The sequence below is a fragment of the Streptomyces sp. NPDC006385 genome (assembly GCF_040612485.1).
GTDB lineage: Bacteria > Actinomycetota > Actinomycetes > Streptomycetales > Streptomycetaceae > Streptomyces.
Window position 1 is genome coordinate 58,517 of sequence record NZ_JBEXQG010000018.1, and the last position, 25,495, is coordinate 84,011.

At 69.9% G+C, this 25,495-nt stretch carries 12 protein-coding genes, 1 tRNA gene, 1 other RNA gene and 6 pseudogenes; 13 read left to right on the forward strand and 7 right to left on the reverse strand.

Going from position 1 to position 25,495, the window contains the following annotated elements; translation table 11 throughout:
- Window positions 1-302 precede the first annotated feature (302 nt).
- Window positions 303-2,786 carry a SpoIIE family protein phosphatase gene (locus ABZ078_RS16755; protein WP_356575874.1) on the forward strand — a complete coding sequence of 828 codons (2,484 nt, stop codon included), beginning with the start codon at window positions 303-305 and terminating at the stop codon, window positions 2,784-2,786.
- Window positions 2,787-2,793: 7 nt separating this feature from the next.
- Here the strand turns inward: ABZ078_RS16755 and ABZ078_RS16760 are convergent, their stop codons facing one another.
- From ABZ078_RS16760 to ABZ078_RS16785, 6 genes are all read right to left on the reverse strand, one after another.
- Window positions 2,794-3,735: a helicase-associated domain-containing protein gene (locus ABZ078_RS16760; RefSeq protein WP_356575876.1), complete on the reverse strand. Its 942-nt coding sequence runs from the start codon at window positions 3,733-3,735 to the stop codon at window positions 2,794-2,796.
- A gap of 2,109 nt (window positions 3,736-5,844) precedes the next feature.
- Complete coding sequence (locus ABZ078_RS16765; protein WP_356575878.1) at window positions 5,845-9,231, reverse strand: CHAT domain-containing protein; 3,387 nt, start codon at window positions 9,229-9,231, stop codon at window positions 5,845-5,847.
- Window position 9,232: 1 nt separating this feature from the next.
- Window positions 9,233-9,736 carry a hypothetical protein gene (locus tag ABZ078_RS16770; RefSeq protein ID WP_356575880.1) on the reverse strand — a complete coding sequence of 168 codons (504 nt, stop codon included), beginning with the start codon at window positions 9,734-9,736 and terminating at the stop codon, window positions 9,233-9,235.
- 117 nt (window positions 9,737-9,853) lie between these two features.
- Window positions 9,854-10,966 carry a hypothetical protein gene (locus ABZ078_RS16775; protein ID WP_356575882.1) on the reverse strand — a complete coding sequence of 371 codons (1,113 nt, stop codon included), beginning with the start codon at window positions 10,964-10,966 and terminating at the stop codon, window positions 9,854-9,856.
- A 338-nt stretch (window positions 10,967-11,304) separates the two neighbouring features.
- Window positions 11,305-12,777, reverse strand: a complete 1,473-nt coding sequence (locus ABZ078_RS16780) for an ATP-binding protein (RefSeq protein ID WP_356575884.1) — start codon at window positions 12,775-12,777, stop codon at window positions 11,305-11,307.
- Between the two features lie 441 nt (window positions 12,778-13,218).
- On the reverse strand, window positions 13,219-13,542 hold the full coding sequence (locus ABZ078_RS16785; protein ID WP_356575886.1) for a hypothetical protein: 324 nt from the start codon (window positions 13,540-13,542) through the stop codon (window positions 13,219-13,221).
- A 1,721-nt stretch (window positions 13,543-15,263) separates the two neighbouring features.
- Here ABZ078_RS16785 and ABZ078_RS16790 point away from each other — a divergent pair.
- From ABZ078_RS16790 to ABZ078_RS16830, 9 genes and pseudogenes are all read left to right on the forward strand, one after another.
- Window positions 15,264-15,619: pseudogene (locus ABZ078_RS16790) on the forward strand (hypothetical protein).
- Window positions 15,619-16,928 (forward strand): annotated as a pseudogene (locus tag ABZ078_RS16795) (FtsK/SpoIIIE domain-containing protein). The pseudogenes ABZ078_RS16790 and ABZ078_RS16795 overlap by 1 nt, the downstream one beginning before the upstream one ends.
- A gap of 88 nt (window positions 16,929-17,016) precedes the next feature.
- Window positions 17,017-17,582 (forward strand): annotated as a pseudogene (locus ABZ078_RS16800) (DUF2637 domain-containing protein).
- Between the two features lie 11 nt (window positions 17,583-17,593).
- Window positions 17,594-17,785, forward strand: coding sequence for a mobile element transfer protein (locus ABZ078_RS16805; protein ID WP_356575888.1), 192 nt, complete (start codon window positions 17,594-17,596; stop codon window positions 17,783-17,785).
- Between the two features lie 29 nt (window positions 17,786-17,814).
- Complete coding sequence (locus ABZ078_RS16810; RefSeq protein ID WP_356575988.1) at window positions 17,815-17,997, forward strand: hypothetical protein; 183 nt, start codon at window positions 17,815-17,817, stop codon at window positions 17,995-17,997.
- 25 nt (window positions 17,998-18,022) lie between these two features.
- Window positions 18,023-18,265 (forward strand): annotated as a pseudogene (locus tag ABZ078_RS16815) (SpdD protein); the annotation flags it as partial.
- Between the two features lie 140 nt (window positions 18,266-18,405).
- Window positions 18,406-19,705: pseudogene (locus ABZ078_RS16820) on the forward strand (replication initiator).
- Window positions 19,698-19,931, forward strand: coding sequence for an excisionase family DNA-binding protein (locus tag ABZ078_RS16825; protein WP_356575890.1), 234 nt, complete (start codon window positions 19,698-19,700; stop codon window positions 19,929-19,931). The pseudogene ABZ078_RS16820 and the gene ABZ078_RS16825 overlap by 8 nt, the downstream one beginning before the upstream one ends.
- Window positions 19,932-19,941: 10 nt before the next feature.
- A pseudogene (locus tag ABZ078_RS16830) lies at window positions 19,942-21,123 on the forward strand (tyrosine-type recombinase/integrase).
- A 79-nt stretch (window positions 21,124-21,202) separates the two neighbouring features.
- Here ABZ078_RS16830 and ABZ078_RS16835 read toward each other — a convergent pair.
- Window positions 21,203-21,290: transfer RNA gene (locus ABZ078_RS16835), tRNA-Ser, on the reverse strand.
- 72 nt (window positions 21,291-21,362) lie between these two features.
- Here ABZ078_RS16835 and ffs point away from each other — a divergent pair.
- The 3 genes from ffs to purD all read left to right on the forward strand — a co-directional run bounded on the left by ffs (window position 21,363) and on the right by purD (window position 25,383).
- Window positions 21,363-21,461: signal recognition particle sRNA small type (gene ffs / locus ABZ078_RS16840), an RNA gene on the forward strand.
- A 58-nt stretch (window positions 21,462-21,519) separates the two neighbouring features.
- Window positions 21,520-24,024 carry a DNA polymerase III subunit gamma and tau gene (locus ABZ078_RS16845; RefSeq protein WP_356575891.1) on the forward strand — a complete coding sequence of 835 codons (2,505 nt, stop codon included), beginning with the start codon at window positions 21,520-21,522 and terminating at the stop codon, window positions 24,022-24,024.
- A 105-nt stretch (window positions 24,025-24,129) separates the two neighbouring features.
- Window positions 24,130-25,383, forward strand: coding sequence for a phosphoribosylamine--glycine ligase (gene purD / locus ABZ078_RS16850; protein WP_356575893.1), 1,254 nt, complete (start codon window positions 24,130-24,132; stop codon window positions 25,381-25,383).
- Window positions 25,384-25,495: the final 112 nt, after the last annotated feature.

Here is a 25,495-nt window from a genome sequence, read left to right on the forward strand (position 1 = left end):
CCTTGGTCGACAAGCTGCCGGAGGACGGGCCCGACCCTCCGACCCTCCGACCCTCCCGACCCTCCCGACCCTCCGCCCCTCCCTGCGGTCCCGCCGCAGAGCACCGGCTGGAAGCCGGTCGTCCCGGAGCAGATCCTGGCGGCGGTCGCCAGTCCGTCACGCCCACCCCTGCGGCGCACGCCATGGCTGACGCGCTGGAAGCCGTGGCGGCAGTCGATGGGAGGCCCCAGCAACTGGCGTCGGGAGCCGGGCGCCGTTCGCGCAAGTTGTTCGACCACATGAACGGCGCCAAGCTGGGGAGCATGGCAGGTGGCGATTCAGCCCTGGAAGGGGTGGGCGGCGGCCCCGGGAACCGATTGCTGGGGCTGGTCCTCACCGACGCCCAGGGTGTGGTCGGTGCCTGGAGTCAGGGGGCCGAAGACCTCTTGGGCTACCAGCCCGCGGAAGCGGTCGGCCGGTCGGTGACGGAACTGCTGGGCGTGCCGCTGCCGGCCGGGATCGGCCCGGGCGGCGGCCCGCAGGAGAGCCGTGTCGTGCTCCCCGTCCGCCACCGGGACGGCCGGGGGGTGCCCCTTCCCGTGTCCCGGCATCCACTGGTGGCGAACCACGGCCTGTCCGACTGGGTGCTGCTGCTCGGGCCGCCTCCCGATCCCACCGGACGCCGTGAGCGGGAGGCGTTGTCGCAGTGGCTGCTGAACAGTTCGCCGGCGGCCGTCGCGCTCTATGACGCGGAGCTGCGCTGTGTGTGTCAGAGCGCCGCGATGCGGCGGCTCACCGGCATACCGGACGAGGAGGTCCGCCGCGGGCGACCTCTGGTGGAGCCTCTCAGCGGCCGCGAGCTCGCGGAGTGGGAGCGGCGGATGCGCCTGGCGTTGGAGACGGGTGAGGAACAGGACGCCTTCGATGTCCGCGCCAAGCCGCCGCACCTGGCGCACTCTCGTGTGTACAGCGTCTCCACCACCCCGCTCCGGGACCGCTGGGGGCGGACGCTCGGGGTGTGCACCACCATGAGCGATGTGACAGACGTCCGAGTCGCTCGGGAGCGGCTCGCCCTGCTGAACGAGGCCGGCGCCCGCATCGGCAGCACCCTGGACCTCAGCCGGACCGCGCAGGAACTGACCGAGGTGATCGTCCCCCGGTTCGCCGACTTCGTCCGGGTCGATCTGCTGGAGATCCTGCTCAGAGGGGACGAGCCCGCCCCGGGGCCGCTCCCCGGCCCGGTCCGGCTGCGTCGGATGGCCGAAACGAGGTGGGCCGAGGGCTCCCTGGAAGTGCTGCACACCGCTGACGACGCCGACGTCTTCACGGCCGACTCGCCCGCGGCCCTGTGCCTGGCCGGTGGCCGTTCCGCGCTGTACCGGACGACGGACCCGGTCGTCGACACCTGGCTGAACGAGCAGCCCGCACGAGTGGCGAAGGCCCGCAGGTTCGGGACGCACTCATGGATCCTCGCCCCGATCAGGGCCAGAGGCACCACGCTCGGCGTGGTGATGCTCACCCGGGATCGGGACTCCCCGGACGGTTTCGGGCCGGAGGATCTGACCCTCGCCGAAGAACTGGTGTCCCGGGCGGCGGTCTGCCTGGACAACGCCCGGCGCTTCACCCGGGAGCGCACGGCGGCGCTCGTGCTCCAGCGCAGCCTGCTGCCGCAGGGGCTCCCCCAACCGTCGGGAATGGCGGTCGCCTCGCGGTACCTGCCCGCGAGCCCCCGCGCCGGGGTGGGCGGCGACTGGTTCGACGTGATCGAGCTGTCCGGCGCCCGGGTGGGGCTGGTGGTCGGGGACGTGGTCGGGCACGGTATGCACGCCGCGGCGGCCATGGGGCGGCTGCGCACGGCCGTACGCACCCTCGCCGATGTCGACCCCACGCCCGACGAGCTGCTCACCCGGCTGGACGACCTGGTCATACAGGAGTCGGCGGAGTCCGGCGGCGGTGCGGACGAGGGGCTGGGCGGAACGGCCGCGCAGGTCGGGGACATGGGAGCCACCTGCTTGTACGCGGTGTACGACCCCGTGTCCAGCAGCTGCTCCATGGCCCGCGCCGGCCATCTGGCGCCCGCCCTCGTCGCCCTGGACGGAACGGTGTCCTTCCTGGAGCTCCCCGCCGGGCCGCCACTCGGCCTGGGGGGTCTGCCGTTCGAATCGGTGGAGGTGAGGCTGCCGGAAGGCAGCCTCCTCGCCCTCTACACCGACGGTCTGGTGGAATCCCGGCAGCGCGACATCACCGAGGGGCTGGAGATGCTGCGCCGGGCGCTGACCTCACCCGGCGACTCCCTGGAAGCGCTGTGCGACCAGGTGGTGCGGACGTTGCTGCCCGATCGCCCGGCCGATGACGCCGCGCTGCTGGTGGTGCGGCCCCGTGGGCTCGACGCCGAACAGGTCGCGGTGTGGGACGTGTCCGCGGACCCGGCCGTGGTGGCCCACGTCCGGACCGAGAGCATCCGAAAGCTCGCGGCCTGGGGTCTGGAGGAGGCGGCCTTCGTAACCGAGCTCGTGGTGAGCGAACTGGTCACCAACGCCATCCGGTACGGCGCCCCGCCCATCCAACTCCGGCTGATCAACGACCGCAGGCTGATATGCGAGGTCTCCGACAGCAGCAGCACAGCACCGCACCTGCGGCGGGCGCGGGTCTTCGACGAGGGAGGGCGGGGCCTCATGCTGGTCGCCCAGCTCACCGAGAGGTGGGGCACCCGGCAGACCACCACCGGCAAGACGATCTGGTGCGAGCAGGCCCTTCCTGCCGCCGACGGCCCGCGCGCGACCCAGGAGAACCACGAGGCCGCCTGACGCGCTCTCATTCGGGCGTGAGGCTCATGACGCCATGGATACGGGAGAGGGTGAAAACGCGCTCGTCGTCTCGCAGGTGACACCAGGCTTCGAGGTAGGGCGGGTCGAGCATGTGGCGGCTGAGGGTGCGCACCGTCCGGCTGCCCGAGGCGGCGACGTACTCGACGGTGCTGGGTTCACCGGCATCGATGGCATGGGCTCCCCCGTCGAGCGGCCCAGGTGCGGGAGGCGTCGTCGGGGCCTTCAGCAGCCGGGTCGCCAAGACGTTCGGATCAACTGGAGCGGGTGCCTTCGCCACGCCTGGGGCAGCGATACGGCCGCTGCCCCTCACGCCGGTGCCGCGCGGAGCCGGCACAGGAGCGGCGGCCCGCTGAGGCCGGGTCTTCTCGATCCGTACCGTGCCCTCGGCGGTCTCGGCGGTCTCGGCGGTCTCGGCGACAGGGGCGTAACCCTCGGCGCGGAGCGCGGCGAGAGTCGTCTCGAGCGGGCTGCGGCTGATCAGCACCGTCGGCGCCAGCTGTCGCAGCCCGAGCGTCGCGAGCCCGCGGTGGGCGGCGAGTTCGGCCAGGAGGGAGGGCTCGTCGCCGTGGATGACACAGGCGGCGGGGGAGACGCGCACGCGCCCGTGGCCGCGTGCGGTGTCGGTGATCAGGTACGTCAGCGGCTGAGGCAGGGATTCGGCGGCGACAGCGGCCAGGTCGGCCGTGATGTCGTCGCGGGTACGGCCGGCGTCCAGTGCCCGGCGGATGCTGCCGGCGCTGAACCGCCACACTGATGCCGTGCCGCTGGTCTCCCGGGCGGCGACGGAGTCCAGGAGCGAGGCCGGCCGCGCGGACGGTGTGCCGGTGACGACGGCGGTGAGGTCGGCGCCGATCCGTGCCGTCGCGGTGGCCGAGGGCAGCAGCCGCCGGCACTCGGCGAGCGAGTACGCCGAGGATCTCGGCCTCACGGATCACGGTGGCGAACGGTGTTCCGTCCGAGGGTGATGCGTGGGCGAGCGGGCGGTGCCAGGCGATCAGGGACCCCAGATCCGAGGTGACCGTCGCACCCTGCCCGGCCGGGAGCTGGGCGGTCGCGGCCAACAGCCCGTGGCGAGCCTGCACGCAGCCGTCGCAGGGCGGTGCTCCCGCGAGCGCGGGAAGGGCCTTGTTGTCCGCGTCACGTGCCTGTGTCGGGATCAGCGCCAGGGTCCGCCACGCCTGGAGCAACACGGCGAACCGCTCCGGGGGTTCCTGTTCCACCCAGGCGTCGTACGCCTCGGTGGGCGCCACGCCACCGCCGTCCCGGCCCAAGAGCCCGGCGGCGTACGCGGTCTCAAGGGCAAGGCGTACGACGGCGTCGTCGGCCTGCGCGGCCTTGCCGATGCGGGCCAGCTCACGCGCACCGATCCCGCCGGACTTCAGCCGCGTCGGCGCGGTCGCCGAGCAGGCCGACAGGACTGAGGCGGCATGGGACGCGAACGCCGCGGCCGCGGCTGATGCCTCGTGGTCCACCTCCGCCGGGGTGACGGACACCGATCGCACGGAAGGCGGGACGGGTTCGAACGGAGCGTGCCAGCCCGGCCCGCGCAGCGCGAGCGCCACCTCGGCCGGCATACGGACCGGACCGTAGCCGTGACGGTCCTGGACCAGGAGTGCCCGGTGCAGTGCCCAACGGGCGCCCGGTTCGAGGCCGGGGCCGGGAGCGCCGAGCACGATGAACTGCGGTTGCTCCGGCTCGCCCTCCGCGCGGCGTTCGAGCAGCTTCCGGGCCGCCGCAGGGGCTTTCGCGACCACCGAGGCAACCTGTTCCGGGTCGCTGTGGTGTTCCACCAGTGCGGCCAGTCGCTGCGGCTTGGTGCCCGGAGGCTTGACGCCCAATGCCGCCAGCATGCGGCCCAGCTCGTCCGAGGTGGCGCCCGCGAGCAGCTGCTCCAGCGGGGCATCCAGTCCCAGGGGTGCGTCCCATGCCTGGCGCAGCGATCCAGCCATGCGGAGCTCGCCCGCGCCGTCCGGCCAGACCAGAGCATGATCGGCCAGCACTTCCAGTACGGCGTCCAGTGCGCGAGTGGATTCCTCGCCCGACGCCCCCAGCAACTCCCCAGGCCATATCGCGCGACGCGGGCGCACCCAGCGCCGCCATCGCCTCGGCCACCTGGAGGTGCGGCAGCGCGAGCCGCGGCAGGGACAGGGCCACCGGTCCCGGGCGCTGAAGACGGTCCGCCAGTTCCCCACCGAGCGCGGCTCCGGAGGGGACATGGCGTCCCTTCACGCACCGAGCACGCGTGCCAGACGAGAGCCGTCGAGGCTGCCCAGCCATGTCGCCAGCGTTGATCGGGACTTCACGCGGCATGCACCTCGTCGAACCAGGGGTCGTGGACCAGGGCCGGAGTCTCGGCGCGGGTTCAAGAATGGCGTATCCCCATGGTCAGCGGGTGCGGCATGAGGGCAGGTTCCCTCGCGAGCATTGGCGGCTCGCACCCTCCAAGGGCTCGCCCGCCGACGGCAACCGTCACGACGTCTACCACCAGGTTCCGTAGGGGGCCCGCCACGTAGCTGGTGCCCGGCCACCGCCGTGGGATGCGGAGCGTGCACCTGACTCTTCTCCGGGATGTCCCGAATATCGCTATGAACGCAACCAAAATTGCAACCGGTCCACGCCGAAGAACCGAGCCACGACTGTGGCTCGGTTCTTCGTTTCGCCTGTTCAGGCGGCTGCGGAGGGTACGAGATTCGAACTCGTGAGGGGTTGCCCCCAACACGCTTTCCAAATGTTCGTCTGGGGGTTCGAGGCCGGACGGGGGTGTTCAGACCTGGGGCGGAGCGGGTGACGGCGGGCGTTTCGGAGGCGCTGGACGGGGGGGCAATGAGACCAGAACTGAAACCACGGGAGTCACCTTCAACGTCAGCGAATGACCTATCGGGCAGATTTGGCCCTGCGACACCCAGCCTCTCCATCGCTGGATATCAGGACGACAAAGGTGACGGTCAAGGGCTCGGAGTGGACCAGGTGAGCGGGCCGAGGCAGGGACGGACGCAGCCGTGAGGTTGTGGTCGGAGCCGTTGTGCGTACGGAGCCCTCAGGCGCCGAAGTGGACGAATGCCCCCCACTGTTCCTCACACCCGGGATGCTCGGCACGCACCTGGCACAGGGCCGCATGCAGGGCGAGGGCGGGGTCGACCCCGGTCGATGTGGCCCGGCTGGGATCGAAGCGTTCATAGAACGCCTTGGCCACGGCGAGTGCGATGTCGTCGGGCAGGGGCCACTGCGCGGCGACCACGTGGCGGTAACCGGCGAGCTGGAAGGCCGAGGCCAGGTGCAGGGGTTCACACAGGTCCTCACCGCCCCGGGCGGTATCGCATGCCCCGAGATAGGCGAACTCGGGGTTGCTCAACCGCAGTTGGCAGATCTCCGTCAGGGTCAGCCGTCCGTCGATGGCCTGGAGGTACGCGGTCTCGGGCCGGGTGGGATCGCTGCTGGCATGACACGCAAAGTGGACCCAGTGCGCGGCGAGTAGTGCACGGCTGATGCCCTTCCGCGTCGCCATGTGGTCGGGGAGCACCTCGCAGTTCGGGAACCGGCGCTGCAGCAACCAGGCTTCGGCCTCCGCCTCCCTCAGGAATCTGCGCCCCGTGAACGGCTGCGAGACAACCAGGCCGGCCAGGGGACTGCTGGAGGTCCTGGCCGGCCGGGACCGGGCGTGCCGAAGTGCCCGTACTGTCGTCGCGTAGGAGGAGACGACTCGGTCCAGGACGTTGTCCCGGCTGCCGTCGTGCCGACCTGCCATGTGCACAGGCAGCAGGGTCAGCGGGCCGGTCGGCGACCACCACAGCCGAGGCCCGGAAGGGACGTCCGGCTGTGTGCCGTTGTGGCCGAGTGCCGACAGCACGGGTTCCGCGACTGCCTCCCAGAGCCAGGCGAAGACGGCCCTCATCTCGCGGGCGGCCGGCTCGCCGGGAATCCCCGTGAACGTCCGCATGGCATGTACGAACCTGGTGACCCACCCGCGCGGTCCGGTGAGGTCGGACAGTGAGAGCCCTGGCAGCGGCACGGAGAAGACGCGGTCGGCGCGGAGTACGACGGCGTCAGCGCCGTAGCGGCTGACGTTGAGCACGACGACCGGGCCGTCCTCGGCGACCGCACGCAGCTGGGCCTCGTCCGGCGGTCGCAGGAAGTCCTCCAGACCGTTGCCGCGATCGCGGATCTCGGCCAGGAGCGTGTCCCACTCCCGGGCGAGTGCCGCGCGGTGCTCGCGCTCTGCCGCAGCCGAACGGGCGGTGTTCCCCGGACCGGTCCCGGCCCCCAGGACGTCACGTGCGGCACCCAGGTCTCGGAAGCGGGGGACGAGGTCGGGCGCCACCTGCTCCAGCAGTGTGAGGTCGCTCCGCGAGTCCAGCGCTTGGTCCAGCAGCATCGCCCGTCCCTGCTCCGCAAGCCGCAGTGCCTGGACCGGATCGCCGGCGCGGATCGCGGCGGCAACGGCGTCCTGGACGAGGCTGCCGTGCCCGGATGCCGTAGGCACCGGCTTCTCATCGGGTCGCCGCAGGCGTCGTACGGACTGCTCTGCGCGGAGACCGACCGCGTACGTGTGTCCGCGTGTCGCCTCCACCCAGGCGCCGCTTGCCGCTGCGGTGCTGCCCCAGGCCACCGCGCACGTCAACCGGTCGTCCGGTGGTGCCGAGGTGATCGCGGCGCCGTCCCGGAACCTTTCTATCGCCTGCTGGGCTGGTCCGGCACGGCCGTCAGCCGCGTGCGCCGCGGCCAGAGCGGTACCCAGGCGGAACGCGGCTTCCGCGCCGTACGGGCCGTCCGTGGCCACCGCCACGGCCGCCCGCCCGACCTCCACGGCCTGGTCGAGGTCCTCCCGCCGACCCGCTGTGCGGTACCGCTCGTGAAGCATTCCGGAGAGATCGACTGCGCACCGTTGCGTGTAGGGGTGGTCGGGTGGCAGCAGCCGCGCCGCGTCGGTCAGCGTGGCGACACCCTCGTCGAGCGCGTCGGGCGTGTTCAGGAGCAGCAGGGCCGAGGCGAGGGAACAGGCCGCGAGCACATGGCTCGGGTCCTCTGCCGCCAGGCCGCGCAGTCCCGCTCGCCCGGCCTCGACAGCCTCGTGCAGGTCGAGGGGGTCCTCCGTGCGCTGGAACTGGAGCTGCGACAGGATGCACAGGACCACCGACCTGCGCGCCCGTTCGGGATCAGGTGGAGCCACCGCCACGGCTTGGCGCGCCGCCTCGATCGCTTCCACCAGCGATTCCGGTGTGATGCTGTGCGCGTAGTGGCCGCGCAGCGTCTCGCTCAGCTCCTGTAGACCGAGCAGGTGCAGGGAGGCGTCGGAGTACCCGCCCGGGGAGGCCGCCACGGCGTCACGGCCGGCGGCGATGGCGGCCTCCAGGTGCGCCGGGTCGTTGCCCCGCTCGTGAGCGAGCCGGTGGTTGAGGGCGAGCCCTTCGAGGATCTCGGCCCGCGCCGGGTGACCCGGTGGCGCGTGGCCGAGGCCCTGCTCGAAGTATGCCTGTGCCTGCCTGAGATGAGAGGCGTTCCCACCCTGCTGGTACGCCCGCTGGTACAGCTCCGCGATGGCGTGGACGTCCTGCGCGTAGGACTTGTCGGTCTCGGCGGGCAGCGTCCGGACGGCGAACGCGACGGTGTCGTCCAGCACGTCGGGAGCGCTGTTGAGCCGCACCAGTAAGGAGGCGCACACGACCGCACGTTTACGCAACTCCCTGCGGATGTCCGGTTCAGGGTGCAGCTCGTAGGCCGATCGGTATGCCGCGCGGGCCTCCTCCAGCTGAGCGGGATTCTGCGTGTGGTTGAACGCGAACCGGGCCATCTCCGCGTGGTTGATGGCATGCAGGGCACGCGTCAAGGGCTGTGGGGCGCCGGCGCTGAGCGAGACCGCCGTCCGCATGTGCCGCAGCGCGGTGTCGATGTCGCCCGCCTGCCCCATGCCGTAGCCGTAGCGCAGCATCAGGGCCTGGCGGAGATTCGACAGCGCAAAGGCCCTGAAGGCATGGTCGTGGTCCGGTATCCGCTCGACCACCTCGCGGAGTACCACGACGGCACCATTGGAGGCGTACTGGTTGCGCTCGTTCCGCGCCGCATCAAGGAGCCGAACGCCCTTGGCGTGCCGGGCCTCCAGATCGTCCTCGGGGGTGGGGAGGGCCGGTCCGCCTGTGGTGGGAGCCGGGAGACTGCCGAACTGTTTGATGACGGACCGGAGCAGGGTCCGCTGCTGCTCTGCCTCTGCGGGGGTGCTCGCGGCCCGGATGCGGTGGTCGAAGATCCGGGACGTCGCGCGCAGAGCCACGGGATCGAACGTGCCTGTGAGGTGATACTCGCCGGTGGCACGACCGAGCGCCCCGAAGATCACCCGAAGTGCCTCGAAACCGGTGACCGATTCCGGATCGCCGCCCGCTTCGTACTCGGTCAGCAGGGCGAGCAGTTCGTCCAGATGCTCTCTGCGCATGTCACAGGCCGTATTCTGCTACCTCGTCCGCGATGCTGCGCCAGCGCTGGGCCTCTCGGTCGTAATGCAGCGGCCCGTACTGGAACCGGCTCAGGTCCAGTTCCCGGAGTGCGGCATAGGCGCCGTCCGGCAGGTCCGGCTCCATCAGGATCCGGATTCCGGTGGTGGTGTCCTGCAGAACCAGGGGGGTGGCGGATGTGCCTGTCGGAGGGCCAGGCTCCTGTGCGGTGGTGCCCCGACGGGCGGCGATCGAGGCAACGGTCTTCCGTAACCGCGCCCAGGCGTCCTCACCGGCCTTGGTGCCGAGGCTGGTGAGGACCGCCTGCAGGGGCAGCAGAGCCAGGACGACCCAGGTGACGGTGTCCGCCCCGCGCAGGGCAGGAGTCGGCTTTGGCCGTACGGTCACCCCCAGTCCGCCCACGGCATCGGACAGCAGCTGCCGATCGTCGGCCGTCACCTCGTCGTCGACGAACAACTCCCCGTGCAGCGGTAGTGCTTCGGTCACGCTTCCCCCGGAATCAGTCCCTGAACGACGGCGTCGGCTGCGGCGCCCTGGACCGAATGTAGCGACGGCGGACGGTGGTTGAGAAATCCCTCGCAGGCCGGGACGGCTTGCTCCGGCTCAGCCTCTTCTCCTGTTGATGGTTTCGATGCTCTGCGCGACGCGCTCCTGGAGGTCGGGGTGCAGATGCCCTTTTCTCGCTTTGGCCATGAGCGCCGTCAGGGTCGACAGGGCCGCGGCGTCGTCACCCGCCAGGCTGAGCGAGACGGCGAGGGTGTACCGCATCTCGTTGGTCACGTCGTCCGGCAACTCCTCCCCGATCGCCAGACGGAGCGCCTCCTTGTTGACCTCCGCCGAGGCCTGTGGGCGGCCCAGCTGGGCCAGGCACATGCCCTTGCTCGCCAGCAGCGCCATTCGCTCCAGGTTGTTCAGGCTCGGACCCGATAGGACCTCGTCAATGCGCCTCAGGCCGCCCATGAAGTCCCCGGCGTCGACGGCCGCCTGCCACGTCGGGTGCCCCGACCTCTCGACGAACTCGACGACCTGGTGCCCGCCCGGCCACTCCTGCGTGTACCGCTCCCGGAACCCCTCCCACATAGAGGGGATCATCATCTCCAGGACGTGTACGAGGTCGGTGGCGAACAGTTCCGGGGGAGCCGACGCGCACACAAACTTCGCCCCGGCGAGGTCGCCGTAAAACATGACGCGGCCGTCGTCCTGAACGAAGATGTTGTGACTGCGCACATCACCGTGCACGATGCCCCTGCGGTGCATCTCCCCCAATCCCTGCCCCAGAGCGGCACCCAGAGACCGAGGGCCTTCGGGCTGCGACACGCGCATGCTGCCGTTCCAGAGATGGCTGAACCTGCTGAAGTCATCGATCAGCGGATGGGACTCCGCGATGTGCGCAGCCGACACCTCGCTCACAGAGCACAGCTCACGGACCATCTTCTTCGGTCCCATCAGCCAAGAACCGGAGGCGTCCGCCACCCCGAGGAGCGGGAGCGCCACTCTCGCGCAGTCGCCGACGCAGTCCAGCGAGTGGTGGTGATGCCCGGGGCCGAGGATCGCGGGATCATGCTGAACAACGACACAGCTGCCCTGGGACATGACCGAGCGAACGAGGTCGTGCAGAGCACCGACGTCCGCCGCCGCGGGCCCCTCCCGAGAGAGGGCCCCGACAATTCGGTACGCCTCGATCTCCCGCTCGCCGATCCGCAGCGGAACGGGCACGGCTCGACAACGGCCGGCCCCAGAGCCGGACTTGTCACGGCCCAGGAAGGACACCACAGAGATCTCCGCCTCACTCGTTCGCACGGGAATGCTTCAGGCGTGCACCTATCGGTACATAGTGTTGCCCCTCCCACCTGGGCAGGGGAGACGGCAGACAAAAAGTCAGCTGAGACGGAATGCTGAGCAGAGTGTGCGACACCCGACTGCGTAACAGTCTCCTGGTCGCCACCGCCGAGCTCATCCCGGACAGCCGCAGTCGTACGCCACCGTGACCACGGTTCTGGGGGCAGCCTTCCAGGCTGACCCGCGGATACCGGCCAGGGAGGTGTGGTCCTGTATCAGGTTGGGCTGTAGAGGGTCGCCAAGTCGATCAGATGGATGTCGGGATTCGCCTCTGCTGAGGCGTGCGCCTTGTCGTTGAAGCCCGCTCCGCTGAGGCAGAGCAGCCGGGTGCCGCTCGTGTCATAGCGTCCGGCCTGGGCGATCAGGTCGCGGATATGCCGGAGGCGGTCGATGTGGGCCATGCCCATGGTGTCGTTCCACTTGGCCTCCCCGATGGCCAGGAGCGGCGGTTTGGCGCCGTCGGCGATGCCGATGACCGCCACGTCGACCTCATGGCCGATGCGGGCCTTGGGGTCGTGGACCACGCCGTGCCCGACGCGGGCGGGCAGACCGCCCAGAAGTTCGGGGTCGGAGTGGTGCAGGGCCCAGTCGCGGCAGACCTGTTTGAAATGGGGTCCCAGAACGTTGCTCACGAAGCGCCGGCGGCTGGCCTGCCAGACCCGTGCCGCACTGCCGGGGCGTTCGAGCTGGTCCCAGAGCGGGCGCATGATCGCGTGGTAGAAGCCGATCAGTGGTTCGGCGATGCGGTATGTAGGCCGGTTGTTGCGGAATGCGTCCGCGTCGCGGTGCAGCAGTCCGGCGTCTTCGAGAACGTTGATGGGGTGCGCGATGTCGGTGGCCTTGCGTTCCAGATAGCCGGCCATGCCCCCGCGGGTGGTGTTGCCGTCGGCGACGGCGGCCAGGACGGACAGGTACAAGGCGGTGTCACGAAGGTCGGGTTCCTCGGCCAGCAGGTAGCGGGCCTCGCGGAAAAGGGGAGTCTCGGGATTGAGGACGGTGCGGACAACCCAGCCGTCGAAGTCGTCCGGCCCCTTGGGGGTGTCGCCGCGCGCGAACTCGCGCCGGTAAGCGGGGGTGCCGCCGACGATCGCGTTCACCTTCATGGCCAGGTGAGGATCGGTGATGCCCCAGAAGTCCGCGGCGAGGCGGTGGTCGAGGGGGCGCACGACCAGCTCCAGACCCGCCCGGCCGCGCAGCGGGGCGTTGCCCGACAGCAGTCGGCCCATGAAGGACAGCGCTGAGCCACACAGCAGCAGCCGGGTGCGCGAGCCGGTGCGCTGGTCGCGCAGTGGGCGCAGCGCCTCCTGGATGATCGAGGGCAGCTCCGGGTTGGCCTTGGCGAGGTAGGGAAACTCATCGATCACCACGGGGACGGGGCGTTCGGAGCCGAGGGCGAGCAGCGCGTCGACAGCCTCCGACCAGTTGGCGAAGTGGAACGGGCTGGGGGGCCGGACGTGATCGGTCAGCGCGGTGCTGATCCTTCGCAGCGACTCGGCGTCCGTGGCTTCGGTCGCACCGAAATAGAAACCCCCGGCGGCGCGGCACGCTGCGTCCAGCAGGAAAGTCTTGCCCTGGCGGCGACGTCCGGAGACTACGCCGAGGGTCGCGCCCGGCTGTGGATCGGTGATGAACCGGCTCAGCGCCGACCACTCGTAGTCCCGGTCGAACATCTCGGCAGGCTTGTCCATGCCTCGCTCCAGATATAGAAGTACGCCTACATGAAACGTACCTCTGCATCTGTCCGTAGGTGCACCTTGAGCAGCGTCAGGGCCAAGACTCGCGGGGAGCGTGGGATGCGGCTTACGAGAAGAATGCCTTGAACGCCGGAAGTAAATGAGACCAGGGCACGCCGAAGACCCCGGCCGCTGAGCGGTCCGGGGTCCTCATTTCGCCTGTTCAGGCGGCTGCGGAGGATACGAGATTCGAACTCGTGAGGGGTTGCCCCCAACACGCTTTCCAACTGTGTTGGTGGGATCTTGGGGTGGGTGCAGTGGCGTTCACCTGGGTTCATAGGCGGCTGGCCGCGGGTGCGGGGACGGCTCCGAGTCTTGCCTGAACGGCCGTGAACGGGGCTGAATGAGACGGAAACTGAGACGGCCACGATCATGACTGATGCGCCACGGGGGCGTTTAGGAGAGAGGGTCGTCGCAGTACTGGGCCAGCAGAGCGATGGTGCCAGCACTCGCCGGGCCGGCGACGGCATCCAACTGTGCCTTGAACGTGGCTATGTCATCCGGCAGTGCCAGCTTTGCCGCATCCGCTGCGCTCTCCGCCTCTGTCTGTGCTCTCAAACCGCCGTCACGGTCCAACTCTTTTGCCGTCTGGCATACCGTCTCCCGGTTCGGCTTGCCACCGCTGCCGGTCTCAAGGCCGCACACCGCTTCGGAAACGTCCTTCAGGCCCTGAGCCTGCTTCACGATCCTTCCCGTAGCGGACAGGGTGGCGTCGCTCAAGGACACGGCAGTCACCAGCAGCTCGCCTGACTTGGACAAGGCATCGTCAGCATGGACAGATGCCTCACAGGCGGGAACTGTAGGAGACGCGGATGCCGCGCTGCTGGCGAATGACACAGCAGTCCCGGCAGACGGTGTCCGGCTGGATGTGGGCGTGTGAGAGCAGCCCGCGGTGCAGACGCTGGCCAGCAGCACGACCGTGACGAAGCGACGCAAGCCCCACCCCCAGGAGATGTGAAAGTCGGCTGAGCATACGGTCGCGGAGGCTGAAGCACCCCACAACGGACGGATTGCCTGCGCTGAGCTTGGGAAGCTTGGGTTTCCTGGCGGCGGCTGTTGAGCTGACCTGCGACGGGGCGGTGCCGGGGCCCTTGGTCGCACCGTGGCCAGTCCCCACTGTTCCCCGTAGATTCCCGCAGGATCTGGCACGCGAATGGCACGACCCGTTCGACACGGAGAACCCTGGGCGGAGCTCGGTCTTGACCCTCGCGGCGTAAGTCACCGTGTGTTCAAGACGGCCCCTGACCAGGCAATTGGTCAGGGGCCGTCGTCGTGCGCGGTTCCCGCTCAGCACCGTGGTTCCCCGCGGCTTCCCGCTGGATCGGGCACGGATGGGGTACGTGCACCTTCTGATCCGTAGCTCGGCGCCTCAGAGCGGCTGACGGTAGTCGGTTGCTGTGGTTGCTGTACCTCGTTGCTGTACAGCAACAGCTGGCTCGTCACAGAAAGGCCTGTGGTCGGGGCTGGCCCCGGCACCCGCCATTGACTGTGGTTCACCTGGCTGCCAGGCACAGTTTGCGCCTGGTGACAAGTGTCGTCAGCGCTTCTCGATCTTGATGTCAGCCAGATCCCAACGGCACTCAAGCACGGACTTTCGCATTTTGCCCCCACTCTGCGAGTACCACACGCTGGTCCGGTCGCGCTCGAAGTCACAGATAGACACAGTGCGCCACTCACCGCTACCGGTGCACTCAACCCAGCCACCAGTATCGCCCACGCTCTTCGTACAGGACAGCGCTCGGACCGCTGCTTCATCAGCAGAAGCTTGCGGTGCAGCCAGGCCCATAGCGGCAATGAGTCCGAGTCCCGCTATAGCAATCTTCCTCTTGGTCGTGCTCACAGTTAGACCCTCCCGTTTCTTGTCACGTGCGAGCTCAATCTACTTCCACTTGCCGCGTCGCACAGGTGGATACGTAATTCATTTCACGACACCCGTGCGATCTGCAATTAGTTTTCCGTCAAGTAGATATTGATGGCCGTGCGGAAAAAAGGGGGGAATCGGTATATCTTCGACAATTCAAAAAGTGTTGACGTCTCACGGTTGCGGCGTCTACCTGCACTTTTGCTGGCGATCCGCCAAATTTGAGCCACTCTCTGGCGGAATTATTCAAGTGGCTGAAATGTTGTAACAGGAGTTGGGTCCCATTCGGCGGACACCTCTTGTAGGTAATCGGATGGACGAATTCCATTTAGCACTCTCGTCGCCTCAACGGAGAATGAGGTACCTCAGGCGGTCGGCGCGCCGCCTTGTTTTTAGGCTGCAAAGGATTATTTACGCGGAGCCGACTGTCCCAGCCGCGACGCACCCCTTCTCTGGCATCAAGCGGCTGCATGCTTTAAGCGCGGCCCGGCCGGGGCCGGGCCGCGCGCGGGGAGCGGAGCGAGCCGCCTTGAACCAGTGGAGAAAGCCCATGTATAGACGAGTAGATAGGAGGAGGAGCTTGCGTACCATCCGCGTTGAGACCTCCGGCGCCACGATCCTGCTGAACGAGGCTCCTGAGCCCAGGTCCGTGACCGTCAGACCGGAGAGATTGCCAAGGACGCAACCGGCGGCGAGGCGCTGATGACCATCGGCGTCGTCTACATTGAGGACGGCGAGTCGTCGCTGATCAAGGTCACCGCCCCCGAGGGCGGCATCTCCGAGGGGCTCACGCTCGGGGCGCCTGTCTCGCTGCCGGGGCTCATCGCCCGGCCGTGGGAGAGCGTCTTCAATGGGCAGCAGCGCCACGGCATCGCCTACCGCGCCGCCGCCGTCACCCCGGCTGCCTTCCCGGCCACCACGGGGGCCGCCGCCTGATGACCGACGTAGCGACGCTTCTGGAAGTGGGTGGTCCCCTCACCGCGCTCTGCGGCGGGGCCGCCTACGCCCGGGCCAGCACCCGGCGGCGTACTGGTCCACCATCGGTCTGCCGATATCCACGGCCCGGCTGCCCGGCTCGTGCGGCTCGGTCATGGAAGCGTGCGGCCTGACCGTGGCTCCGTCCCGGCTCCGGGTCCTCGCGGTCAAGGCCACCTCCCGACGTGAGGTACGGCCCGTCCCGCCGCGTCGGGGCTCCGCCCCACGACAACCGGGCTGCGACTGCGTCTCCGGCTCGCTCCGGCCCAGGAACCCGCGGATGTCGCCGCTTCTGCTGAACGGCTGCGGCACGCTTGGGGCGTTCACGCCGTCTACGTCACCAGCGTCAAACCCGGAGTCGTCGAACTACGGCTCGTCGGCTTCGACGTACTGCGGCGGGTAAGGATGCCCCGCAAGACCCCGGGCGGGGTTCCTGAAGGTGCCGGTAGCCATGCGGGAGGACGTCACGCCCTTCATGCGCGACTATCGCACCATCCCGCACCAACTCACCCTCGGCGCAACGCTCTCGGGCAAGTCCATGGACCTGCGCCATCTGATCTCTGGGCTGGCTCCGCAGCCGGTCGCCCTGGTCGGCATCGACTGCAAGAGGGGTGTGGAGCTGGCCCCGTTCGCCTCCCGGCTCTCGGCACTTGCTGTCGACCCGGACCAAGCGGCCGAGCTGCTGCCTGCGCTGATCGAAGAAATGGAGGACCGATACGATCTGATCAAGGCCCGGCAGGGCATCGCTCCCAGCACCCCGGACGAGGAGATCACCTCTGACATCTGGGGCTTGCCCGAGAATGAACGCCCCGTGCCCATCGTGCTGTTCATCGATGAGGTTGCCGAACTCTTCTTGGTGGCCACGAAGAAGGACGAGCAACGGCGCGATGGGATGGTCACCCAACTCATCCAGCTCGCTCAACTCGGCCGCGCCGCCGGGATTTACCTGGAGGTCTGCGGTCAGCGCTTCGGCGCCGAGCTGGGCAAGGGCGCCACCATGCTCCGGGCCCAGCTGACAGGCCGTGTCTGCCACCGCGTCAACGACGAGGCCTCCGCCAAGATGGCCCTCGGCGACATCGCGCCCGAAGCGATCCTGGCCGCTTGCGCCATCGTCCCCGAAAGGCCCGGTCTCGCCGCGGCCGGTGACACCTCCGGCGGCTGGTCCCGCATCCGCACGCCGTACCTCTCCCTCGGCGACGCCGCCGAGACTTGCCGGGACGCGGCGCATCTGGTGCCCGAGCTGCCCGTGCTCAAGCCCTTCCAGCCGTGACCGGCTGAACTCCCCGACCCGGTTGGCGTGACCGCCTCGCGCCAAGTCCCTACCCCTCCCATGCCCGCATCCGAAAAGGAGCCGCACCATGCGCGCCCTGCTGGCCCGCGTCGACGCGGTGCTCGTCCAGGCGCTCATCGCCGCCGCGCTGTCCTTCGCCCACCTGCACGACATCGCCTCGGCGGCAGGACAGGACGGTTGGAAAGCGTGGGCCTACCCGATCAGTGTTGACCTGCTGCTCGTCGCTGCCTGGCGTCGACTGCGATCCGGCGACGCGAAAGCGGCCGGATGGTGCTGGTTCGTCATCGCGCTCGCCGCGACCCTCGGCGTCAACGTCGCCACCGCCGGACTGCTCGACCTGACCCAGGTGCCGGCCTGGCTGCGCATCCTCGTCGCGGGCTGGCCTGCGGTCGCCTTCCTCGGCGGAACACTCCTCGCCCACTCCGCACCGACGCCGACAACCGACACCGACGGCAAGATCGAGCCTCCGCCCGAGCGGCCTGCCGTGCCCGTCCCGGCGGCCTCATCGAGCACGCCCGCAAGGTCGCCGCCGAACACCACACCTGGACCGGCACCCCCATCGACACCCCGACCCTCCGCACCCGCCTCGGCGTGCCCGCACCCATGGCCGAAGCGATCGCTGCCCACCTCTGAAAGGAGATCCGGTGACTCCCAACCGCCGCTTCCGCAACGTCACTCGCATCGGCCCTGTCCAGGTCGCCACGTCGTACGACGGCAGGGGCAAGGAGAAGCACACCGCCGCCTGCACCGCCCCGCGCTGCGGCTTCTCCGCCGACTACGACAGCCGCGCCGCCGCCGAGCTGGCCGCCCGCACCCACCGCTGCCCCATCCGCTGAGAGGACTCCAGACCCCGTGAACCGTCAGCCTGCCGCTCCTCGTCGTCCTCGGCTTCTTCGCCTGGGGAGCGATCAAGTTCCTCGGCGTCCGCACCTGGATCGTCGTCCTGATCGCCCTCTTCGGTTTCTGGCTCTCCCACACCTTCCTCGCCCCCGCCATCGAGTCCGGCACACGCACCAGCGTGACCGTCATAAACGGCTCACATGCCTAGACGAGTAGATGAGGAGATCGTGACCGTGTTCCTGCCCAAGTACCCCGACAACCCCACCCCGCCGCCCGCGCACACTCACACCCCGACCGACCCGGCACCCGCACCGCGCTCGCTCCCGTCGGTCTCCCTCGACACCAACGCCGTCGTCGCCCTGGTGGTCGGCGGGGTCGTCCTGACCGCGCTCCTGGCCGCCGTCGCCGTCACGGCCATCTCGGTCGCCGTGGCCGCCGTAGTCCTGCGCTGCCTGCTTCGCGAACACCACCGCCGAAGCCCGCCTGGCCGCCGGGGCGGCGGCACACGACCAAGCATTCGCCGCCCCGGGGCCCGTTCCTCCCGACCGAGCCAGTCAGAAGGAGAGAAGCCATCTTCACCCGCACCACTCCGGCCCCACTCCCGGAAGTCGCGAACCTGGCCGCGCAGGGCACGCTGCTGGGTATCCTCCGCCAGCTCTCAGGCCTGGGAGGCTGCACTCACCCGATCCGCCTCGGCGGCCACCGCACCGAGTAGGACGTCGACACCGCGACCGGCGAGATCGGTCGCATCCTCCACCACCTCGACTCGACCAGCCTCCCCGCCGGCCAACTCCTCGTCCGCTGCAACAACCGCCGCACCACCCGTTGCCCGGCCTGCGCCGAGGCCTACCGCCGCGACACCTTTCACCTGATCACCTCAGGCATGCGCGGCGGCAAAGGCCTCCCGGATCAAGTCGCGGCCCACCCCCGCGTCTTCGCCACCTTCACCGCACCGAGCTTCGGCCCCGTCCACAACCGCCCCTCCAGCGGCCGTGCCTGCCGCTGCGGCACACATCACGACCAGGACGACGACACACTCGGCACACCCCTCGACCCGAGACGTACGACTACGAAGCCGCCGTGCTGTGGAACGCGTACGCCGGAATGCTCTGGCGACGCTTCTCCACCTACCTGCGCCGGGAGGTCGCCAAGCGCGCGGGGCTCTCCCAGCGACGGTTCCGCGAGCACGCGCGCGTGTCCTTCGCCAAGGTCGCCGAATACCAGAAACGCGGCGCCGTCCACTTCCACGCCGTCATCCGCCTCGATGGCCCCAGCGGCGCAGACACCCCGCCCCCGCCCTGGGACACCGCCGAACTGCTCACCGACGCCATCCGCACCGCCGCAACCAAGGTCCGCGTGGACGGTCCGGTGATCGTTGGACGCGCCCACACCTTCACCTTCGGCCGCCAACTCGACGTCCGCACCATCCGATCCGCCGACTTCAACGACGGCCAGGAGGTGACTGAGCGAGCCGTCGCCGCTTACATCGCCAAGTACGCCACCAAGGGCGCCGAGACAGCGACCGGCGCCCTTGACCGGCCCCTGAAATTCGCTGCCGATCTCGCCCAGCTCGACATCAGCGACCACGCCCGCCGCCTCATCCGCACCGCCTGGACCCTCGGCGCACGCAAGGATCTGGAACACCTCCGCCTGCGCGCCTGGGCCCACATGTTCGGCTTCCGCGGCCACTTCTCCACCAAGTCCCGCCGCTACTCCACCACCCTCGGCGCCCTCCGCCACGCCCGCGCCGAATGGCGCCGGGCACAGGCAACAGCAGCCAACGGCCCAGAACCCAATACGACGTACGTCCTCGCGCACTGGGTCTTCGCCGGAACCGGCCTGTCCGACGCCGAAGCCTGGCTTGCCGCATCCCTCGAACCCGCCCCGGACTGGAAGGAGAACCGACCCATGGCTGAACCCCGAACTGCCGCCACCGCCCTGGAGCCCCACGACCCTTCCTTGGTCCTCCTGACCGTCGAGGAGGCGGCCCGGCGACTCCGGATCGGCCGTACGACGTGCTTCCGGCTCGTGCTCGCCGGAGAGATCGAATCGGTGACGGTCGGGCGGCTGCGCCGCATCCCTGCCGACGCCATACCCGCCTACGTGGCCAAGCTCCGCCACCAACCCGCCGAAGCCGCCTGAGGGGGAAGCCATGCCAGAGAAGAAGCGCACCCGCCAGCCCAACGGAGCCTCGTCGATCTACCTTGGCAAGGACGGAAAGTGGCACACGGAAGAGTGACCGTCGGCGTCCGCGACGACGGCAAGCCGGACCGGCGCCACATCGAGCGGAAGACCAAGGCCGAGGTGACCAAGGTCGTCCGCGAGATGGAGCGGGCGCGCGACGCGAAGAAGCTCAGGAAGCCGGGCCATAGCTGGACGGTCCAAGCCTGGCTTGAGCACTGGGTCGAGAACATCGCCAAGCCGTACGTCTCCGAGAACGCGTACGACGGCTACGAGGTCGACGTACGCGTTCACCTCGTCCCGGGCTTGGGCGCTCACAAGCTCGACCGCCTGGAGCCCGAGCACCTGGAGCGCTTCTACCGGAAGATGCAGGAGTCCGGGAGGTCCGCCGGCACCGCGCACCATGCTCACCGCACGATCCGGGTCGCCCTCGGCGAAGCGGTCCGACGCGGGCACGTCGCCACCACGTGGCCGAGATCGCCAAGGCTCCGCGTCTCGAAGAAGAGGACATCGAGCCGTACACGATCGACGAGGTACAGAGCCTTTTGGTCGAGGCGTCGAAGCTCCGCAACAGTGCGCGCTGGGTTGTCGCACTGGCGCTTGGCCTCCGCCAAGGGGAAGCCCTCGGGCTCCACTGGGAAGACGTCGACCTGGACGCGGGATACGTCCGCATCCGCAAGAACCGACTCCGGCCCAGGTACGCCCACGGCTGTGGAGACAACCCCTGCGGCCGGAAGCCGGGCTACTGCCCACAGCGGCAGCAGACCCGCCGCGAGCACAAGAGCACCAAGTCCCGCGCCTGACGTCGCACGGTCGGCCTGCCCGATCCGCTGATCAAGCTCCTCCGCCAGCACCAGGAGGAGCAGGAGCGGGAACGGATCGCCGCTGGAGCCGACTGGGAGGACAAGGGCTACGTCTTCGCCGCGCCGACCGGCGGTCCCCTCAGCCCGAACACCGACTTCCACGTCTGGAAGCGTCTGCTTCGGGATGCGGGCGTACGGGACGCCCGTCTCCATGACGCTCGCCACGCCGCCGCGACCGTCCTGCTGATCCTCGGCGTCCCTGACGTCGTGATCGACATGTGACGGGGACCATGCTCCGCAAGGTCGCGCAGCAAGTCGGCGACGCGCTGTGGGTCCCGAAAACCAACTGAGACGGAAACTGAGACGGACAACGTCGAAGGGCCCCACCGCAAGCGGTGGGGCCCTTCGACATCGTGCCCGGTGAGGCACTGGCGGAGGATACGAGATTCGAACTCGTGAGGGGTTGCCCCCAACACGCTTTCCAAGCGTGCGCCCTAGGCCTCTAGGCGAATCCTCCGCCGGAAACATTACATGACCGAGAGGAGTGCTCGCGAACTCGTTCCCCGCTGCTGACATCGGGTACTCTCTGTGGAGCCCCTCACGCGGCGCTATCTGACTGAACTCCCCCAGGGCCGGAAGGCAGCAAGGGTAGGTCGGCTCTGGCGGGTGCGTGGGGGGCGCTTGCGTTCGGGGCCGGACTCCGCGGGCGGGGCCGGTTGTCAGTGGGCGCCTATAACCTCGTATGCGTGTCGTCTCTCGCGCTGTACCGCCGCTATCGCCCGGAGTCGTTCGCCGAGGTCATCGGGCAGGAGCATGTCACTGACCCGCTGCAGCAGGCGCTGCGGAACAACCGGGTCAATCACGCGTACCTGTTCAGTGGTCCGCGCGGGTGCGGCAAGACGACCAGCGCGCGGATCCTCGCGCGGTGTCTGAACTGTGAGCAGGGACCCACTCCGACCCCGTGCGGCGAGTGCCAGTCCTGCCGGGACCTGGCTCGCAACGGGCCCGGTTCCATCGACGTCATCGAGATCGACGCCGCGTCGCACGGTGGTGTGGACGACGCCCGTGAGCTGCGGGAGAAGGCATTCTTCGGGCCCGCCGGCAGCCGCTACAAGATCTACATCATCGACGAGGCCCACATGGTCACGTCGGCCGGCTTCAACGCGCTGCTGAAGGTCGTCGAGGAGCCGCCCGAGCATCTGAAGTTCATCTTCGCCACCACCGAGCCCGAGAAGGTCATCGGGACCATCCGGTCGCGGACCCACCACTACCCCTTCCGGCTGGTGCCGCCCGGCACGCTCCGGGACTACCTCGCCGACGTGTGCTCCCGGGAGAACATCCCCGTCGAGGACGGCGTGCTGCCGCTCGTCGTGCGCGCGGGGCAGGGATCCGTGCGTGACTCGATGTCCGTCATGGACCAGCTCCTGGCCGGTGCGAGGGAGGAGGGTGTGACGTATGCCATGGCCACATCTCTGCTCGGGTACACCGACGGGTCGCTGCTCGACTCCGTCGTGGAGGCCTTCGCTACCGGTGACGGGGCCGCCGCCTTCGAGGTCGTGGACCGTGTCATCGAGGGGGGCAACGACCCCCGGCGGTTCGTCGCCGACCTGCTGGAGCGGCTGCGGGACCTGGTGATCCTCGCCGCCGTGCCGGATGCCGTCGAGAAGGGGCTCCTCGATGCCCCCGCCGACGTCCTGGAGCGTATGCAGGCCCAGGCCGGCACCTTCGGCGCCGCCGAACTGAGCCGCGCCGCCGACCTCGTCAACGAGGGGCTGACGGAGATGCGGGGCGCCACCTCGCCGCGGCTCCAGCTCGAGCTGATCTGCGCCCGGGTGTTGCTGCCCGCCGCGTACGGGGACGAGCGTTCCGTGATGGCCCGTCTCGACCGGCTGGAGCGTGGCGTCAACTTCTCCGCCGGCGGTGGCATGCCCGCCATGGGGTACGTGCCGGGTCCCGACGCTCATGGGGGAGCGGCAGCCGCGTCCGTTCCGCCGGGTGGCGGGGCTGCCGCGGCCCGGGCCGCCGTACGGGCTTCGGGTGGGCCGGGGCCCGCGAGCGGCACCGGTGCGCCGAGCGGCGGTGGCCCAGGTGGCCCAGGTGGCCCAGGTGGCCCAGGTGGTCCGGGTGGTCCGGGTACTCCAGGTGGTCCCGGCGGCGGTACGGCCGGATCGGTTCCGGCAGGGCAGGGCACGCCCACGGGGCAGACTCCATCGGCCCCGTCCGCGCCCTCGGCTCCGGGTGGACCGCCGCAGAGCGGCCAGCAGCCTCAGCAGCCTCAGCCGCCCCAGACCCCGCCCACCCCGGCGCCCACCCCCGCGTCCTCTCCGGCCGCCGCGAACCCCGCGTCCACCCCCGCCCCCGGAGCCTGGCCCACCGCCACGCCCGCAGGCGGCGGCCGACGCCCCGGCGGCTGGCCCACGGCGACCCCGGCGGGTGGCGGCGCCCAGCCCTCCGCCGCATCGAGCGGCGCCCCCACGCCCCCACCGCGGCCCTCGACGCCCTCGCCCGCCCCGACCTCGGGCACGGCACCCGCTACAGCACCCGCCTACGCACCCCCGAGCGGCGGCCTCGACCCCCGCATGCTCTGGCCGAACATCCTGGAGGCCGTCAAGAACCGTCGCCGCTTCACCTGGATTCTGCTCAGCCAGAACGCCCAGGTGGCCGGCTTCGACGGCACCACCCTCCAGCTCGGCTTCGTCAATGCCGGAGCGCGCGACAACTTCGTGAGCAGCGGCAGCGAGGACGTACTGCGGCAGGCGCTGGCCGAGCAGTTCAACGTCCAGTGGAAGATCGAGGCGATCGTCGACCCGTCGGGCGGCGGCTCGGCTCCCCCGTCGACCGGCGGCTCCCCCGGCTTCGGTGGCGGCGGAGCGGGTGGCTATGGAGGAGGCGGCACCGGCAATCACGGCGGTGGCGGCAGCAGCGGCTACGGCGGTGGCGGCAACAGTGGCAACAGCGGCCACGGCGGCGGCGGCGGTACGTCCCCCCAGCGCCCCGCCCCCTCCCAGCCGGCGCCCACGGCATCCACGGCGCCCACCTCACCCACCTCACCTCCGACGGCCTCGGCGCGTACCGCCGCCCCCACCCCGGCACACCAGTCCTCCGCGCCGGAGCCGCCGCCCCCCGTGTCCATCGAGGACGACATCCCCGAGGACGACGATCCCGACCTCAACGAGTCGGCCCTGTCCGGCTACGAGTTGATCGTGCGGGAGCTGGGGGCGACGGTCGTGGAGGAGATCGTGAACGAGTAGCGGAAGCTGACGAGGCCGTCGCCGCCCGTGTCTTGGAGGAACGTACAGGTCACCAACCCCCGGCCCCTCGTCACCCCGCACAAAAACCCCGTTAGGCTGACCCCCGTGAAGGTCCTCGTCATCGGTAGCGGCGCCCGCGAACACGCCCTGTGCCGTTCCCTGTCCCTCGATCCCGACGTCACCGCGCTGCACTGCGCCCCCGGCAACGCCGGCATCGCCGAGGTCGCCGAGCTGCACCAGGTCGACGCCCTGGACGGCAAGGCCGTGACCGCGCTGGCCACGGAACTCGGCGCCGGCCTCGTCGTCGTGGGACCGGAGGCGCCGCTCGTCGCCGGGGTCGCCGACGCCGTACGTGAGGCGGGCATCCCGGTCTTCGGCCCCTCCAAGGAGGCCGCGCAGCTCGAGGGCTCCAAGGCGTTCGCGAAGGACGTGATGGCGGCGGCCGGCGTCCCTACGGCCCGCTCCTACGTCTGCACCACGCCCGCCGAGGTCGACGAGGCCCTGGACGCCTTCGGCGCCCCGTACGTCGTCAAGGACGACGGCCTCGCCGCCGGCAAGGGCGTCGTCGTGACCGCCGATCTCGAGGCGGCCCGGGCGCACGCCAACTCCTGCGAGCGCGTCGTCATCGAGGAGTACCTCGACGGCCCCGAGGTCTCCCTCTTCGCCATCACCGACGGCGAGACGGTCGTCCCGCTCCAGCCCGCCCAGGACTTCAAGCGGGCGCTGGACGGGGACGAGGGCCCGAACACCGGCGGCATGGGCGCGTACTCCCCGCTGCCGTGGGCGGACCCGAAGCTGGTCGGGGAGGTGCTGGAGACGGTTCTGCAGCCCACCGTCGACGAGATGCGCCGCCGCGGCGCCCCGTTCTCCGGTCTCCTCTACGCCGGTCTCGCCATCACCTCCCGAGGCGTCCGGGTCATCGAGTTCAACGCCCGCTTCGGCGACCCCGAGACCCAGGTCGTCCTGGCCCGCCTGAAGACCCCGCTGGCCGGCGTCCTGCTGGCCGCCGCCAAGGGCGACCTCGCCGACCTGGCGCCCCTGCGCTGGAGCGAGGACGCCGCGGTCACCGTCGTCGTCGCCTCGCACAACTACCCCGGCACCCCGCGCACCGGCGACCCGATCACCGGCCTCGACGAGGTGGCCGCCGAGGACGCCCCGCACGCCTACGTCCTGCACGCCGGCACCAAGCGCGACGGCGACGCGGTCGTGAGCGCCGGCGGCCGCGTCCTGTCCGTGACGGCGACCGGCAAGGACCTCACCGAGGCGCGCGAGCGTGCGTACCAGGCCGTGGCCCGCATCCGCCTCGACGGCTCCCAGCACCGTACGGACATCGCGGCGAAGGCGGCGGCGGGCGCGTAAGACCCCGGAGACCTGGAGACCTGGAGACCTCGGAGACCTCGGAGAGCCGGGGAGCCGGAGACCCCGAGACCCGGACACCCGGAGACCCGGAGACCCGGAGACCCGAGACCCG

Excerpts from the sequence above, each read along its gene's own strand:
- ABZ078_RS16755 (WP_356575874.1), top strand. The coding sequence starts at position 303 with ATGGCAGGTGGCGATTCAGCCCTGGAAGGGGTGGGCGGCGGCCCCGGG.
- ABZ078_RS16765 (WP_356575878.1), bottom strand. The coding sequence starts at position 9,231 with ATGCGCAGAGAGCATCTGGACGAACTGCTCGCCCTGCTGACCGAGTAC.
- ABZ078_RS16780 (WP_356575884.1), bottom strand. The coding sequence starts at position 12,777 with ATGGACAAGCCTGCCGAGATGTTCGACCGGGACTACGAGTGGTCGGCG.
- ABZ078_RS16825 (WP_356575890.1), top strand. The coding sequence starts at position 19,698 with ATGGCTGAACCCCGAACTGCCGCCACCGCCCTGGAGCCCCACGACCCT.